Here is a 15591-nt window from a genome sequence, read left to right as displayed (position 1 = left end):
CTCGGTTTTGGTTTCACCCCCTAAAAATAAATTCAAGAGGTAAACGCTGTGGCCGCCGACATCGAAGAAAGCCGCTATGCCCGTTTTGCCCTGCGTTGCGCGAAATTCGCCGAACGCTGGTTTCCTGATTCCTGGGTATTTGCTGCGCTGGCGGTGGTCATCGTCACCGTTGCGACCCTGGCTATGGGTGCCCGCCCCGCCGAGGCTGCCAAGGCGTTCGGTGACGGTTTCTGGAGCCTGATCCCGTTCACCATGCAAATGGCCTTCGTGGTGATCGGCGGCTATGTCGTCGCCAGCTCACCGCCAGCGGTCAAATTGATCGATCGTCTGGCGCGAATCCCGAAAAACGGCCGCTCGGCCGTGGCTTGGGTGGCGCTGATTTCCATGGTCGCCTCGTTGCTGAACTGGGGCCTGTCGCTGGTCTTCGGTGGTTTACTGGTGCGCGCCCTCGCCCGTCGAACCGACTTGCGCATGGATTATCGCGCTGCCGGTGCTGCGGCGTATCTGGGCCTCGGCGCGGTCTGGGCATTGGGCCTTTCTTCTTCGGCTGCGCAACTGCAAGCCAACCCCGGCAGCCTGCCACCGTCGATCCTGGCCATTACCGGGGTCATTCCGTTCACCGAAACGATTTTCCTCTGGCAGTCCGGCGTGATGCTGGCGGTGCTGGTCATCGTCTCGCTGGTGGTGGCGTATGCCACGGCGCCTGGCCCAAACAGCGCCAAGGACGCCAAGGCCTGCGGCGTCGATCCAGCCTTCAGCCTGCCAGCCCTGCCCCCGCGTACTCGTCCCGGCGAATGGCTGGAATACAGTCCGCTGTTGATTATCCTGATGGTATTGCTCGCGTCCGGCTGGCTGTTCAACGAGTTCTCGACCAAACCGGCCATTACCGCGATTTCCGGCCTGAACACCTATAACTTCCTGTTCATCATGCTCGGCGCGCTGCTGCACTGGCGGCCACGCAGCTTTCTCGACGCCGTAACCCGCGCTGTGCCCACGACCACGGGCGTAATGATCCAGTTCCCGCTGTACGGCTCGATTGCAGCATTGATGACGACGGTCAAAGGCAGCGACGCGCAAACCCTGGCGCATCACATCTCGACATTCTTCACCAGCATCGCCTCCCACGACACCTATGCGTTGCTGATGAGTGTGTACTCGGCAGTGCTGGGTTTCTTCATCCCGTCGGGTGGTGGCAAGTGGATCATCGAAGCGCCCTACGTCATGCAGGTCGCCAACGAGCTTAAATATCACTTGGGCTGGGCGGTGCAGATCTACAACGCGGCCGAGGCCTTGCCGAACCTGATCAACCCGTTCTACATGCTTCCGCTGCTGGGCGTACTGGGTTTGAAAGCCCGCGACCTGATCGGCTTTTCGTTCGTACAGCTGCTGGTGCATACGCCGCTGGTACTGTTTCTGTTGTGGGCGCTGGGCACGACATTGAGTTACATCCCGCCAATGATGCCGTGACCTGAGTGTGCAACCACGCCTGGCAAAGGCATGTGCCGGGCGTGGTTACCCGGGCAATCCGGGCGAATCCACCGCCTCATCGCCGTAATCCAGGGCGGCAACCTTGCCCAGCAACTCACGCAGTTCGCAGGCTTGCTGCTTGCCGAGTCTGGTTTCGAAACACTGCTGAGCCTCTTCCCACAGCGCCTGGGATTCCAGCAGTTTATCCACGCCACACTGGGTGAGCCGCACACGACGGCTGCGTCTGTCGTCGGCATCGACCTCCACCGACACCAGCCCGTCACGCTCCAGTGGCTTGAGATTCTGTGCAAGCGCCGAGCGATCGATGACCAGAATCGCCGCCAGCTCAGTCATCGCCGGGGCCTGGTGGCGGGCGATCTGGATCAGGATCGAGCGCTGGGTCGAACGCAAACCACTGGGCGCCATGACGGCATCGTAGAGTTGGGAAATACGCCGGGTCGCCTTGCGCAAACTGGTGGCATGACAAAGCACTTTGGGTGGCACTCGCAAACTGTCGGGAATGTGCAGCTCAGGTGCAGTATCGGGGCGGTGATTCATAAAATTTCCTGCCGGGAAACATCAGTCGGAAGTGGCGCGGACTGGAATGCTGGCACAGCCTGACGATTTGCGACACTCACAGTGTAATTACTGAGCACCTCAAGATCGCTCATGAACCCCGTCCAGTCGGCCTCGACCAATTACCGCCCCGTCCATTGCCCTGAGCAACTGAGTGCGATTCGGCGGACTTTCGAAATACAAGGCGCGATCAAGTGCCAATAACTGAAAGCTGTAGCGGTGCGGACCGTGACCGGGCAACGGGCTCGGCCCGGAATAACGGGTGCTGCCGAAACTGTTGCGCCCCAGCGTCACCAACCCACGAGAGGCGCTGCTCAATGCGCCAACCGGCAAGCCGTTGAGTTGCGGCGTGATACCGACGGCAATGGCATGCACGAAGGCAAACGGCAGCGCGGCATCGCCGTCTTCGATGATCAATGCCAGCTCCTTGGTGCCGGGCGGCAAACCTGTCCATTCAAGAGCAGGAGATAGATTGCCACCTGCCGCCGACCCCACATGAGACGCCGGAATCTGCTCCATCGAAGCGAACGCCGGACTGCGCAGCTCAATATTGACCGGCGCAAACGCCACGGCTTTCTGGTTCCAGATCAGTTTGTTTTCAGTCGCGCTGCGCCCGCGCAACACTCGACCCAACAAGCGACTCAGCATTTAACTTCCCCGGCTCATGACAACAGTATGTAGAGGACGATAGCCCTACCTCGCCATTTACAGAAGCGTTGTCTCAGAGTCGACGTTTATAGGCGACTCGTTGGAGCGAGATCAGCGGCGGCTGCACTCCAGACAAGCGCCCAGGAAGGCGGCAACCAGCGGCGGCAGACGCCCGTCAAGGGCAGTGCGCTCAGGCTGGAACAGGCTGGCGACGAAAAACGGATGGCCTTGCAGTTCGATGGCGCGAATCTCGCCGTTTTTATCCCTGCCGCTCACGCCCAACGCCCCGGCGAACAGCTCCTGATGCAGTTCCGCCCGCAGGCCATAGCGACATTGATAGCACTCGGCGATGTCCAGCTTTCCATACGCCTGGGCAATCAACGAACCGGGGCGCAAGCGGATGTCAGCAACAACCTCCAGCAGCGAGCAAGTCAGCGGTGTGATGATCGCATTGGCTGATTCAGGCGAGGTTTCCGCGTGCTCGGCGTCCTGCCAGCGTATTCAATCAACGCATGCTGGAAGCCGCCGCAAGTGCCCAGAAACACCTCTGGGAATTCCATGTTTGGGGGCAACCCCAAAATGCCGCCGATGTGTTGTCTGCACCGACGTCTTCCCGGATAAATCCGGTCCCACGAACAATCAGCACTGCGATCCTTCCCGCGCTTGCCGCCGAAACTGTCCCGGCGGCATGCCGTTCACCTGGCGAAAGCGCCGCGAGAAGTAGGCTTCATCGGCGAAACCACAGGCCTGGGCGATATGGCTGATGGGTTGGGTGCTGTTGCTCAAGTGACTGCGCGCCAGACGCATGCGCCGTTCGAGCACCAGTTCCGAGAAGCTGCTGCCGGTTTCCTTGCGCAATAAATGGGTCAAATAATTGGGCGACAGAAACGCTGCGGCCGCTGCGTCCTTCAGGCTAATGGCCGGGTTATCGATATGCTGGCGAATGTAATCCATGACGCGGCCCAAGGCATCGCGCCGACCGCGTTTGTGCGCCTTGCCCGTCGACAGCGCGATCAACTGGTCCTGATAGAGATCGCAGACATGCCCAATCAATTGCAACAGGCAGCCGCGCAGCAGCATGCCAGTGCCCAGCTGGCGCGTGCGGTCCAGGTCACGCATGGTCTGCAGCAAGCCTTGCAACCTTGCGAACTGGTCGTCAGCGAAAATGAAATCCAGGTATTCCTGAAAGCGAAACGGTGCCAGTTCCGGGGCTTGTTCCATGGGCACGTCTTCCAGGTCCAGCGGGTCGCAATGCAGGTGCTGCAGCAGAAAATCCTGGGAGAAATTGATCAGCATGAAATTCCCGTCTTCAGGATGGGGAATCACGTGCAGTCGATGCGGCAGGATGAACGCCAGGGTATTGCGCGGGAACGGTCGAACCGCCCCGCCGATGTGTTGCACGGTATCGCCACCCAGGTTGATCTGGATCTGGAAATACTCATGGCGATGGGGCGTCGTCAGCGCAGGCCGGGCGGATTTGTCACGGATGTAGAAATCATCGCGATCACTGCGCTGCTGCATATCGTAGGTAGGGATGCTGGACAGACTGACCATCGGTGACGCACCTGATTCGCGGGGCCAAGACCGTTGCATGGTAGTGCAAGGGCAACGGTCGGACCAAGGGATTCGTCGTGCTTCAGCGCGCTGCAATGGTCAGGGAAAACTGCCCGATGCCTTCGACGCCACCGGTGAGTACATCGCCAGCTTGCAACGCGCCAACGCCCGCTGGCGTGCCGGTGTAGATCAGGTCGCCAGCCTTGAGCGCAACAGACTGGGAGATATACGCGATCACATCCTTGACCGACCAGATCTGATCAGCCAGATCTCCGCGCTGACGCTCGGTGCCGTTGACGTCCAGCCAGATCAAACCTTTATCCGGATGCCCGATGCGGCTGACCGGCACCAGAGGCGTAGCTGGCGCTGACTGATCGAACGCCTTGCCCCATTCCCACGGCCGCCCGGCCTTTTTCGCCACACCTTGCAGGTCACGCCGGGTCAGATCCAGGCCGACGGCATAACCCCAGACATGATCCAAGGCGTCTTGCGGCGCGATATCAACACCGTCCTTGCCAATCGCCACGACTAACTCGACTTCGTGATGCAGATCCTGGGTCAGCGGCGGATAGGCGATGCTGCCATCGGCGGCGACCACTGCATCGGCAGGCTTCATGAAGAAGAATGGCGGTTCACGGTCTGGATCGTGACCCATTTCCCGAGCATGCTCGGAATAGTTGCGCCCGACACAAAAAACCCGGCGGATGGGAAACCGGCGGGTCGTGCCCTCGACAGCCAGCGACGGGGATTCAATCGGTGCAATGACAAACTCGCTCATGGTCCTCTCCTTGAGGGCAGTGCCTGATCGAATCAGGCGATGAGCAGAGTCTGGGCATTTACCCGGCCAACGACTTGTACAGATCCACCGGGCTTATGGACGAAACAACGCAAGTGCAGCTCGAACGATCAACTGTGCACCGGCGTCAAGACCGGCTTGCCCGCGAAGAATGCCAGCAGATTATCCGCGACCAACTGCACGGTCCCACGGGACGCTTCCGGCGACAGCCCTGCCACATGGGGCGAGAGGATCACGTTGTTCAAACTCTTGAGCGCATCCGGTACTTGCGGCTCGTCGTCAAAGACGTCCAGCGCCGCGCCTGCGATCCGCTGCTGCTGGAGGGCCTGGATCAGCGCCTCGGTATCAATGACGCTGGCGCGGGCGATGTTGACGATAAACCCTTCAGACCCCAAGGCATCAAGGGCCGCGCGGTCGATCAGGTGCTGCGTAGCCGCCCCGCCAGGCGTGGCGACAATCAGGAAATCCGAGGCACTCGCCAATTCCAGCGGCGTCGCGCAATAGGTGTAATCCACATCATTGCGCGGCGTGCGGCTGTGATAATTCACCAGCATGTCGAAGCCCGCCGCTCGACGAGCGATGGCCATGCCCACCGCGCCGAGACCCAGGATACCCAGACGCTTGCCCTCGAACGATGGACGCGTCAGCTTGCGCCATTCGCTGCGGCGCACCGATGCATCGCCTTGGGGAATGTCGCGCACGATGGACAGCAGCAACGACATCGCATGATCGGCGACCGTCGGCGCATTCACCCCGGCGCCGTTGGTCACCACAATGCCCCGGGCTTCGGCCGCAGGCAGGTCGACGCGCTCATAGCCAGCGCCGATCACACAAATGATCTTCAAGTCGGGCAACGCGTCCATCTCGTGCGCTTCAAATCCCAACGGCCCGCGCGTCAGCACTGCGGTGATTTCCACGCCACGCGTCGCAATTGCCTCGGCGCGCATCGCTGGCGTTGGCGCAAGAATCAGCCGAAAACCACTGTTTTCCAGAATCGGCAAATACTCGTTAACACTTTCGACCAATACCAGGACCGTCGTTGTCATGCTGGGCTCCAGAAAAATCCGCTGAAAGACGCAGACAGTAACCCGACTCTGCGCGCTTGGGCAGAGGTCTTTGCCGGATTCCAGATGTGGCGCTGAAAGCGTAGGCATTCAAAGCAGTTCAAGTCGGAAAATTCAGCGCAGCGCTAAGGACACTATCCGGCTCGTTGCGCCGTTAAATCTTGTATCGCCTGCAACGTGGTCAGCGCCGCTGATTTGCGCTGAACTCTGGTTGCGCTCAAGCCCATGCACAGGACATCAGCCCCTTTGCATCATTTTTTTTGAGCGTAGACTCTTAAACCTAACGGATGGGTTATTGATGCGTATATGCAAACACAAAGGACTGACCATCGCGGTATTAACCCGAAACGAACATTGTCCTCCTCATGTGCATGTCGGGAATTCTGAGTGGGATGCGCGTTTCCTGTTCACCTTCTGGCATAACGGCGTTCGACTCTGGGATGTGGTTCCGGCGCAGAACGAACCCTGTGTCGCGGCGCTGGAAGAGCTTCGTCGGCTCATACGTCGCCGAGATATTCTGCGCAAGGCAAGAGAGTGTTGGTGGCGAAGTCGACAGACGCTTTGCCTGGAAAATCAGCAGTGGGACATGAACTCGGCGCGAGTGGTAAGCCCACGAATGCAACCGGATGAAGCATTGGCGATCCTGTCGGAAGACTTCGACGCCAGCGCTTATCGAACCCGATTACGACTGGCAGGCGAGCCTGCATTTTTGGAAATTGAATTATGAAAACAGTGAAAGCCGCAGACCTGTTCGATGAAGCGGTCACCGAACAGGGGCTGCAACAAGCCAGGGAGCAAGGGCGCAAGCGGCGCAATGCCGGTCTGCTGGCATCCACGGTGGAGTTCCTGCCGACACAAAAAGCTTTGCTGATCGGCTTTGCCGATCAGTGCGCAATCGCGTTGCCAATCAAGAATTACCCCGAACTGGCGCACTTGAGCATTCAGGAGCTTGAAAGCCTGGAGTTGGGTTTCGGGGGCAGTGCGGTGTGCCTGGAAGCACGAGATCTGCATGTGTCGATCGCCGAGCTGATTTCCGCCAGCGTGCCGCTGATGGAGATGGCCGCCACCATGATCGCCGCCCGCAATGGCAGCCGCAGCAGCAGCGCCAAAGCTCAGGCCGCTCGGGAAAACGGCGCGAAAGGTGGGCGCCCACGCAAGCTGGTTACCGGCTGATGAGCACTGGCTTCAACCTTGAAACCGGTTGCCGCCCTTTTTCTTCGCCTGGTACATCGCTTCGTCAGCATATTTGAATAACTGCGCCAGATCCGCGCCGTCGTCCGGGAAGTGGGCGACGCCGATGCTGGGCATTATCGGCCATTCGATGCCGTTGAAGTTGATGGGCTCGTTGAGTGCGACAAGGATTTTGGTGGCCACGATATTGGCGTCATCGTCCTTGCTGATGCGATCGAGCAACACGATGAACTCGTCCCCGCCAATCCGCGCGACCGTGTCCGATTCACGTACGCATTGGGTAAGACGCCGGGCGACCTCCTGCAAGAGTACGTCACCTGCGGCATGTCCAAATGTGTCGTTGACCAGCTTGAATTTATCCAGATCCAGATAAAGCACCGCCAACCGTCCTTCGCAAAGCCGTGCACGCTCCAGGGAACCGAGCAGGCGCTCATGCAACAACATCCGGTTGGGCAAGTGGGTCAACGGGTCGAATTGCGCCATCTCCTGCAAACGCTCGTGCATCCGCTGACGCTCGATGGCGGCGGTTGCCTGATTGGCGATGAACTGCAAAAGCTCCTGATCCTGTTCGCTGTAGTGCCCTTCGCCGCTGTGGCCTTTAACTATCAATGCGCCGATGGTACCGCTTTGCGCATTGAGCGGCACACCTAGCCAGCACGATGAATTGTCCTCCATCAAGCTGATCAGGGTTTGCGACAGCGCAGCTTTCCTTTGGCCGCAAAAAAGCACAGCGGAACCGCTGGCGGCGATTTCCAGCGCCAGAGTTTGTGCCACCGGACTTTGCCGCAGCGGGTCCTGCTCGTCGACGTGATAGGGGAAGTTCAACTGCGCACGGAGCGGATCGAACAGCGCCACCGAGAAATTCTGCGCAGGCAGCAATGTGCCGATGATTTCATGCATGTGCCGAAACAACTCGACCAGATCTCCCGCCGTATGAGCCGCTTCGGAAATATCGAACAGTGCCTGGCGCAAGGCCTCGGAACGCTTGAGCTCGGTGATGTCACGGGCTACCGCAATCCGTAAACGGTCCACCTCCGACCAGCGCGCCGACCACATGATGTGAACGACGTGCCCGTCTTTATGAATGTAACGATTCTCGAAATGCAACTTGGGCTCGCCGGTCATGATCTCCCGAGCCGCCATTAACGTGCGCTCACGGTCATCCGGGTGAACCAGGTCAAGCATCTGCTTGCCCACCAGCTCTGCGGGTGAATAGCCGAAAATCCGCTCACTGGCGGCACTGACATACACATAACGGCCTCGCGAATCGACTACGCAAATGGCGTCCATGAGCATATCGACGAAACCCACCAGCGCTGCGTAAGTATTGGTTTCCATAAAAAGACTGCCTGGAAAGTTCTAGCGTTCACGGGGCGGACTCATTTGCCGTGCAAGCTGACATCAAATGACGACCCATAGTGCCCAAATGCGTGCCAATGAGCCACAAACGTCTCAAAAAGCCTGCATTTGAGTGCGACACGATCCATCCGTGAGCGACAGGTGCCTTGCTGGGCTTGCTCGATACTGTTAAAGCTTTGCGCGGATCAAGACAGTCATCCATGACGATCAGAAGGAATTACACGCCCATGTTGAAAGGAATGTCGATAAATCTGTTCCGTAAAACGCCGATGGCCCACCTGTTGGCCGCGAGTGTCGTCGCAGGCTTGATGCTGTCGTCGGCCGTGGCGGTTTCCGCCGAAGCGCCAGGCAAGGCCTTGAGTGACAAGATCGGCTTGCCATGGCCTGCGGTCATTGCCCATCGCGGCGCCTCGTTTGACGCTCCGGAAGAGACCATCCCGGCCTACACCGTGGCCCGTGAACTGGGGGCGGATTATCTGGAAATGGACATCCAGCGCACCAAGGACGGCGTGTTGATCGCCTTGCATGACGACACGCTGGTACGCACCACCAACGTCGCCGAAGTTTTCCCCGCGCGCGCCAAAGATCCGATCAGCACGTTTACCCTCGCCGAACTCAAGCAGCTCGACGCTGGTTCCTGGTTCAACAAAGCCTATCCCGACCGCGCGCGCGCCAGCTATGCCGGGTTGCAGATCCTGACCCTGGATGAAGTAATCGACATCGCCGAAGGCGGCAGCAACAAACCCGGCCTGTATATCGAAACCAAAGTCCCTGCGCAGTTTCCCGGCATTGAAGCCGACCTGAAAAAGAACCTGGAGAAACGCGGCTGGCTGACTTCGCGACCGGCAGCCGGCGCCGGCCATGTAAACGTGGCGCACATGCCGGGCCGTGTGGTGTTGCAGACCTTCGAGAAACCGAGTCTGGAGCTGCTGCAACAAGAGATGCCACAAGTACCGAAAGTGCTGCTGTTGTGGATCGGTGAAGGATCGATCGAGCCGAAATCCAACGTGGCCTTCAAGGATTCCGGCTTTAAAGACAAGGCCAGCTATTACGGCGCGCAGGAAGTCAAATCCGAAGCGGAGTTTGCCGCCTGGATGGATTGGGCCAAGGCACACGGCGCAATTGGCACCGGCCCTTCTACCAAGCTCACCCACGGTGGCGATCAGAGCTACATGGATCTGGTCAAACCCTGGATGAACAAAATGGCCCACGACAAAGGGCTGGTGGTGCATCCCTATACCGTCGATGACGAAGTGGATTTCAAGAAAGTCAGCGATGACGGCGTGGATGGCTTCTTTACCAACCGCACTTCCGAGCTGCTGAAGTTCTACGGTCGGCCAGCAAAGGAAAGCATGGATGCGATCTTGAAGCGCAACGGCTACTAAGCTGGCGCGATCATCTGACTGACGGGGCAATGACCCCGTTGGAGCGAGGCTTGCCCGCGAAGGTATCAGTTCTTGTCTGGAACTTCGGCGGATATACCGGCCTTTTCGCGGGCAAGCCTCCAACGGATCTACGCAACATTCACGATAGGACGTACAGCCGCTGTATTTGCGTCTACTGGAATGCCGTCTTCCCGGATAAATCCGGTCCCACACAATCAGCGCGATCCAGTGGGACCGGCTTTAGCCGGGAAGGCGTCGGTTCAGACAATACATCTGCGGCGCCTGACGGTTGCCCCCAGACATAGAATCTCCAACAGATTCACTGGAACGCGACGGCGGGAGCGAACCTGTTCGCGAAGGCATAAGCCGCGCTCCAACACAGCCGGGGTCTGGCGATCATCCGCAGAGCATCCACGACCTGACAGTAACTCTGGTGTAAGCTCGTGCGCTGTTGGTTTACCCCTTCGAGAGGCTTATGCGGTCCAACTTCCGACGCTCTACCCTTGCAGCGCTGCGCGGTTTTGTCTTGCCTGGCGATGCCCTCACGATTCTGCCCACTGCCGCTGATTACCGTCGCTGCCTGCTGGAGAAAATCGCCTTGGCGGCCCGGCGCATTTACATCATTGCCTTGTATTTGCAGCAGGACGAAGCCGGCCAGGAAATTATCGACGCACTGTACGCTGCCAAAGCCGCCAGGCCCGAGCTGGATGTGGTGGTGCTGGTGGACTGGTTCAGGGCGCAGCGTGGCCTGATCGGTGCAGGCCGCCAGCCGGGCAATTCCACCTGGTATCAGGCGCAGAATCTGGAGTATGACGAGGAAGTCCCGATCTACGGCGTGCCGGTGCAGACCCGCGAGCTGTTCGGGGTCTTGCACTTGAAAGGCTGCGTGATCGATGACGCCGTGATCTACAGCGGCGCCAGCATCAATAACGTCTACCTGCACAAGCTCGACAAATACCGTCTGGACCGCTATCACGTCGTGGACAGCAAGCCGTTGGCCGACGCTTTCCAGGCCATGGTGCAGCGCGACATCCTGCCGTCTGGAGCAGTGCATCGCCTGGACCTGCCTTCGCCGCCGACGTCCCGCAGCCTGCGTAGCGAAATCCGTGCTTTTCGCAACCATCTCAAACGCGCCGTGTACGACACTTCAGCCGGCGTCGAGGAAAACGGTGAGTTGCGGGTCATTCCCTTGTTGGGAGTCGGCCCACGCAACCCGCTCAATCGCACGATTCTCGAATTGATTGCGGCGAGCAAAATCCAGCTGACCATTTGCACGCCTTATTTCAACGTGCCGCTGGCGGTGACGCGGGAAATCAACCGTGCCCTCAAGCGTGGCGTAAAGGTCGATATCATCATTGGCGACAAGAAGGCCAATGACTTCTTTATCCCGCCTGATGAGCCATTCAAGGTCATTTCCGCACTGCCTTACCTCTACGAGATCAGCTTGCGGCGCTTTGCCCAGAAGCATAAAGGCTCAATCGCCCGTCACCAATTGAACCTGCATCTGTGGAAGGAAGGCGATAATACGTTCCACCTCAAGGGCATGTGGGTCGACGACCGCTACACCTTGCTGACCGGCAACAATCTGAACCCTCGGGCCTTCAATCTGGACCTGGAAAACGCTCTGCTGATCGACGACCCCAAGGGTCAATGGATCAGCGCACGGCAAGCCGAGATCGAAAGCTTGATGCGCAACACCCAGCGCGTCGGCAAGTACGACGAGCTGGATACCCTCATGGAATATCCTATCGCCGTCAGAACCTTTCTGCGTCGGGTCAGCCGGGTGCGTGCCGAGCGGTTGCTGTACCGCATTCTGTGAGGTGCGCCTGAAGCTTTCGGGGGACAAGTCCCCCTCTCATCAAACATCGAGAACCCCGTGGGACCGGATTTATCCGGGAAGAGGCCGGGGCATTCACTGCATTTCGTCGTTCGAAATGCCGCCTTCCCGGATAAATCCGGTCCCACCTCAAGGTCATTTCAGGTCATGCCTTCAATGCGCTCCCGGATTGGCCCGCAACTGGGCCACTTTTTCCCTGACGCCGGACCAATGGGGTTGGTTCGGCGCAAATCGGTTGCGCAAGTACGCCGTCAATTCGCTGATTTGCGTATCGGACAAACTGTCCTTGAAGCCTGGCATATAACCCAGATCTGGAGTCGCCGGGGTCGCAATGCCGCTCAGGATGATCTTCAGCAAATTGTCGGGTTGCTGGCTGTGCAGGTTGGTGTTGCTGGCCAGTGATGGGCTGACACCGAACAACTTCGGCCCTTTTCCATCCGCATGACAGCCCTGACAGGCGCCTTCGAAAATGCGCTTGCCGCGATTCAATGACGCGACGCCTGGGCTCGAATCGGCTGTCGCGCTGGGCCGCGATTGTGGCGGAACCGACGCCGACGTATCCAGCGAAACCAGATAGTTAGCCATGGCACGAATGTCAGCGCTGGGCAATTTGGACAACTCACTGACCACCGGCCCCATAGGTCCGGCCGCCACGCCATGGGCATCGGAATAGCCGGTGCTCAGATAGGTGAACAGTTGCTCCTCGGTCCACGGCGTCGGTCCTCGCGAAAGGCCATTGAGCGCCGGAGCGTCCCAGCCATCCACCGCGCCGCCAGCCAGAAACCAGACACCTGCTTTCTCTGCCCCGAGCGCGTTACGCGGCGAGTGACAGGCCGCGCAATGCCCAAGGCCGTTGACCAGATACGCACCGCGATTCCATTGCTCGCCGCGTTCGGGTTGAGCCTGGAATTCGCCGCTGCGCAAAAACAACCCATTCCAGCCAGCCAGCAAAGGGCGCAGGTTCCACGGATAACGCAGCTCGTTGCTTCTGGCCGGCTGGCTGACGGGCGCCTGCGCCATCAGCCAGGCATACAGCGCCTGCATGTCGGCATCCTCGATATTTCTGAATGCGGTGTACGGGAATGCCGGATACAGATGCTTGCCATCGCGACTGATGCCCTCGCGCATGGCCCGCTCGAAAGCCGGATACGACCAGTTGCCGATCCCGGTTTGAGCGTGCGGAGTGATGTTACTGGTGTAGAGGGTGCCAAACGGCGTTTGCAGCGCTCGCCCGCCCGCATTGGTTGCTCCATCCGGCGCGGTGTGACAGACCGCGCAGTCACCCGCCGCCGCCAGCAACCGGCCACGTTCCAGGGTAACGGCTGACCAGGTGCCTGGATCAGGCGGCGCAATCGGCGCGATTTCAGCTCGCCACGGCAATGCGCTGCCCAACAATACACCGAGTGCCAAAATGATCGAGCCAAACCACCCTCTGAAGCGTTTGGCTTTCGCAGGTGCAGACACAGGACCCTCGGTTTTGGCCTCCGCACCGTTAAGCGCCGCTAGCACCCGCTCGGCAGTGATCGGCAGTTCGCGAAAGCGAATTCCGGTGGCGTCGTAGAGCGCGTTGGCAATGGCCGCCGCGCTGGGCACGGCCGCCGACTCCCCTGCGCCCATCGGCGGCTCGTTCTGGCGCGGCATCATCAGCACATCGATGTCCGGCACCTGCGCAAAGGTCAGGATGGGATAACCGCCCCACTCCTTGCTGGCGACCGTAGACCGTTCGAACGTCACCTGTTCCTTGAGCACGCGGCTGGTGGACTGAATGACATTGCCGTGAATCTGATGTTGCACCCCCGCCGGGTTGACCATCATGCCGGCGTCATGGCCCACCACCACGCGCGTCACCGACACTTCACCGCTCAGCCTGTCCACCGCCACGTCGGCCACCCACGCTGCCCACGCGGCGCCGGAGCCGGGAAACTTGCTGTGCATATAACGCGCATAAGCAAAGCCGCGCCCGCGCAGCACGTTGTCCTCTTCAGGTATCGACATCGGTTCGCTGCGTGGCGTCCACTGCGCGCGGGCAGCGGTGGCCCTGACCAACTCCGCGCCGCGTTCGTCTCGCAGGTAACGCAGACGATATTCGACAGGATCAACCCCCGCCGCGAAGGCCAGCTCATCGATATAGGATTCATGAGCGAAGGTATTGGGCAGCGCCGACACACCGCGCATCCACGACGCGCGGACCACGGGCGCCATGTCGTTGATGGTGACGCGCATATGTTCGAAATCATAAGGCGCAACCGAGGTGCGGTCGCCCATCTCGAACATCGCCGCCACCGGTTCGACGCGAGCGGTCAGCAACAACGCCAGAGTCGGCGCGTCGTTGGACGGATAACTGGTCTGGAAGTCGTAACCGGCCACGCCACCGTCAGCGTTCAGGCCGCCATCGACTTCCATCAGTTGCGCCGCGCCCTTGGGTTCCCAGACATGTTCCTGTTCCCGAGTCAGCTGCACGCGCACCGGTAAACCGACGGCGCGGGACAGCAACGCGGCGTCAGCGCTCACATCATCGGCGCAGTTGCGTCCGTAACAGCCGGAAGCCTCCATGCGGATGATCTCGATGCGCTCGTCAGGACATTCCAGCAGCCAGGCCAGGTCAGCGCGCAGCAGGTGCGGGTTCTGCGTGCCCGACCAGACGCGCAAGCCCGCTGGCTGATAGTCCGCCAGTGCGCAAGATGGACCGATGGAGGCGTGCATCTGGTACGGCCAGACATAGCGACGCGGCATGCGCTGGCTGGCTTGGGCGAGTGCGTTTTCGATATTGCCCTGATCCAGCACTACTCGCTGCACGCGGGGGTTGGCGCGGATCGCCTGGGCAACATCATCCATGTCCGGCAACTTGTGATTCCAGTCTTTCCAGGTAACTTTCAGCAGTTGCGCAGCCTTGGCGGCCTGTTCTTCGCGCAACGCAACCACGCCGACAAAATCACGAATCACCACCACCCGGACCACGCCGGGAACATGGGCAATAGACGCTTCGTCGACTTCCAGCAGGCTGTTGCCCACGAAGTCACCGCTGTCCAGGCCCGCATAAGGCGGACGAATCACTCGACCGTGAAGCATGTTCGGCAAGCGCATGTCATGCACATAGGTCAGCTCGCCAGTGGCTTTGCCGGGAATATCCACCCGTGCCGCACCCTTGCCGACCAGGCGATAGTCCGCGACATTTTTCAGTGGTGCAGTGCCGGAAATGCCCAGTTCGTCGTGCTCATCCGCTACCAGCTCGGCAAAACTCAGCGTCCGGCCGTCAGCCGCCAACACCTTCCCAGACTCGATGCGCAACGCTTCAAGCGTGACGTTCAGACGCTCAGCGGCGCGTTGCAGCAGAAAGCGCCGCGCTTCTGCGGCGGCATTGCGCAACGGGATCGCGGCAATCTGGATGGTCGCGCTGGCGATGGTCGGTCCCTGATCCGGTGCATTGGCGGTGTCGCCCAGGATCATGCGCACCTGATCCAGCGCCACATCCAGTTCTTCGGCAACGATCTGCGCCAATGCCGTGCGAATTCCCGTGCCCAGGTCGACATGACCATTGAATGCATAGACATGGCCGTCATCGTTGACCGCAATGAACAGCGCCTTCTCGGGTTTCCTGAACGCCGGCACGCCGCCTTTCGCCAATGGCATCGAGGGCGGCTCGATGGTGTCGATGATCAGCAGCACGCCGGTCTTGGCCAGCAATTGGTCACGGTTCAGCAAGGCTTGAGGCAT

The 15591-nt window shown here is 59.8% G+C and carries 12 protein-coding genes and 1 pseudogene; 5 read left to right on the top strand and 8 right to left on the bottom strand.

Going from position 1 to position 15591, the window contains the following annotated elements; all coding sequences use genetic code 11:
• Positions 1 to 48: 48 nt before the first annotated feature.
• Positions 49 to 1467, top strand: a complete 1419-nt coding sequence (locus ACP7E4_RS20325; protein ID WP_426117420.1) for a short-chain fatty acid transporter — start codon at positions 49 to 51, stop codon at positions 1465 to 1467.
• 45 nt (positions 1468 to 1512) lie between these two features.
• On the opposite strand, the gene ACP7E4_RS20320 is transcribed toward ACP7E4_RS20325, so the two are convergent.
• From ACP7E4_RS20320 to ACP7E4_RS20295, 6 genes and pseudogenes are all read right to left on the bottom strand, one after another.
• Positions 1513 to 2025 (bottom strand): MarR family winged helix-turn-helix transcriptional regulator, encoded by a 513-nt coding sequence (locus tag ACP7E4_RS20320; protein WP_426117418.1) that lies wholly within the window; start codon positions 2023 to 2025, stop codon positions 1513 to 1515.
• A 99-nt stretch (positions 2026 to 2124) separates the two neighbouring features.
• On the bottom strand, positions 2125 to 2691 hold the full coding sequence (locus ACP7E4_RS20315) for a YbhB/YbcL family Raf kinase inhibitor-like protein (RefSeq protein WP_426117416.1): 567 nt from the start codon (positions 2689 to 2691) through the stop codon (positions 2125 to 2127).
• A 111-nt stretch (positions 2692 to 2802) separates the two neighbouring features.
• Positions 2803 to 3233 (bottom strand): annotated as a pseudogene (locus tag ACP7E4_RS20310) (hypothetical protein); the annotation flags it as partial.
• Between the two features lie 97 nt (positions 3234 to 3330).
• The gene (locus tag ACP7E4_RS20305; RefSeq protein WP_426117414.1) at positions 3331 to 4245 is read right to left on the bottom strand and encodes an AraC family transcriptional regulator; all 915 of its coding nucleotides are present in this window, start codon (positions 4243 to 4245) and stop codon (positions 3331 to 3333) included.
• Positions 4246 to 4327: 82 nt separating this feature from the next.
• Positions 4328 to 5023, bottom strand: coding sequence for a fumarylacetoacetate hydrolase family protein (locus ACP7E4_RS20300; RefSeq protein ID WP_426117412.1), 696 nt, complete (start codon positions 5021 to 5023; stop codon positions 4328 to 4330).
• Positions 5024 to 5151: 128 nt separating this feature from the next.
• A complete protein-coding gene (locus ACP7E4_RS20295; RefSeq protein WP_426117410.1) occupies positions 5152 to 6087 on the bottom strand; it encodes a 2-hydroxyacid dehydrogenase in 936 nt (311 codons plus the stop codon).
• Positions 6088 to 6403: 316 nt separating this feature from the next.
• Between ACP7E4_RS20295 and ACP7E4_RS20290 the strand changes: the two genes are divergently transcribed.
• Together ACP7E4_RS20290 and ACP7E4_RS20285 are read left to right on the top strand one after the other, a co-directional pair.
• Positions 6404 to 6832, top strand: a complete 429-nt coding sequence (locus tag ACP7E4_RS20290; RefSeq protein ID WP_426117408.1) for a DUF4160 domain-containing protein — start codon at positions 6404 to 6406, stop codon at positions 6830 to 6832.
• The gene (locus ACP7E4_RS20285; protein WP_426117406.1) at positions 6829 to 7278 is read left to right on the top strand and encodes a DUF2442 domain-containing protein; all 450 of its coding nucleotides are present in this window, start codon (positions 6829 to 6831) and stop codon (positions 7276 to 7278) included. Before ACP7E4_RS20290 ends, ACP7E4_RS20285 begins: the two co-directional genes overlap by 4 nt.
• A 12-nt stretch (positions 7279 to 7290) precedes the next feature.
• Here ACP7E4_RS20285 and ACP7E4_RS20280 read toward each other — a convergent pair whose 3' ends face one another.
• Positions 7291 to 8634 carry a diguanylate cyclase domain-containing protein gene (locus ACP7E4_RS20280; RefSeq protein ID WP_426117404.1) on the bottom strand — a complete coding sequence of 448 codons (1344 nt, stop codon included), beginning with the start codon at positions 8632 to 8634 and terminating at the stop codon, positions 7291 to 7293.
• 290 nt (positions 8635 to 8924) lie between these two features.
• Between ACP7E4_RS20280 and ACP7E4_RS20275 the strand changes: the two genes are divergently transcribed.
• Complete coding sequence (locus ACP7E4_RS20275; RefSeq protein WP_426117481.1) at positions 8925 to 10040, top strand: glycerophosphodiester phosphodiesterase; 1116 nt, start codon at positions 8925 to 8927, stop codon at positions 10038 to 10040.
• 475 nt (positions 10041 to 10515) lie between these two features.
• A complete protein-coding gene (pssA, locus tag ACP7E4_RS20270) occupies positions 10516 to 11859 on the top strand; it encodes a CDP-diacylglycerol--serine O-phosphatidyltransferase (RefSeq protein ID WP_426117402.1) in 1344 nt (447 codons plus the stop codon).
• Positions 11860 to 12030: 171 nt separating this feature from the next.
• Here the strand turns inward: pssA and ACP7E4_RS20265 are convergent, their stop codons facing one another.
• Positions 12031 to 15591, bottom strand: coding sequence for a molybdopterin cofactor-binding domain-containing protein (locus ACP7E4_RS20265; RefSeq protein WP_426117400.1), 3561 nt, complete (start codon positions 15589 to 15591; stop codon positions 12031 to 12033).

Origin of the sequence: Pseudomonas sp. DSP3-2-3, assembly GCF_049898225.1 — a bacterium.
Lineage (GTDB): Bacteria > Pseudomonadota > Gammaproteobacteria > Pseudomonadales > Pseudomonadaceae > Aquipseudomonas.
The sequence above is the reverse complement of the archived record's forward strand: the minus strand, read 5'-3'. Positions and strand labels throughout refer to the sequence as shown.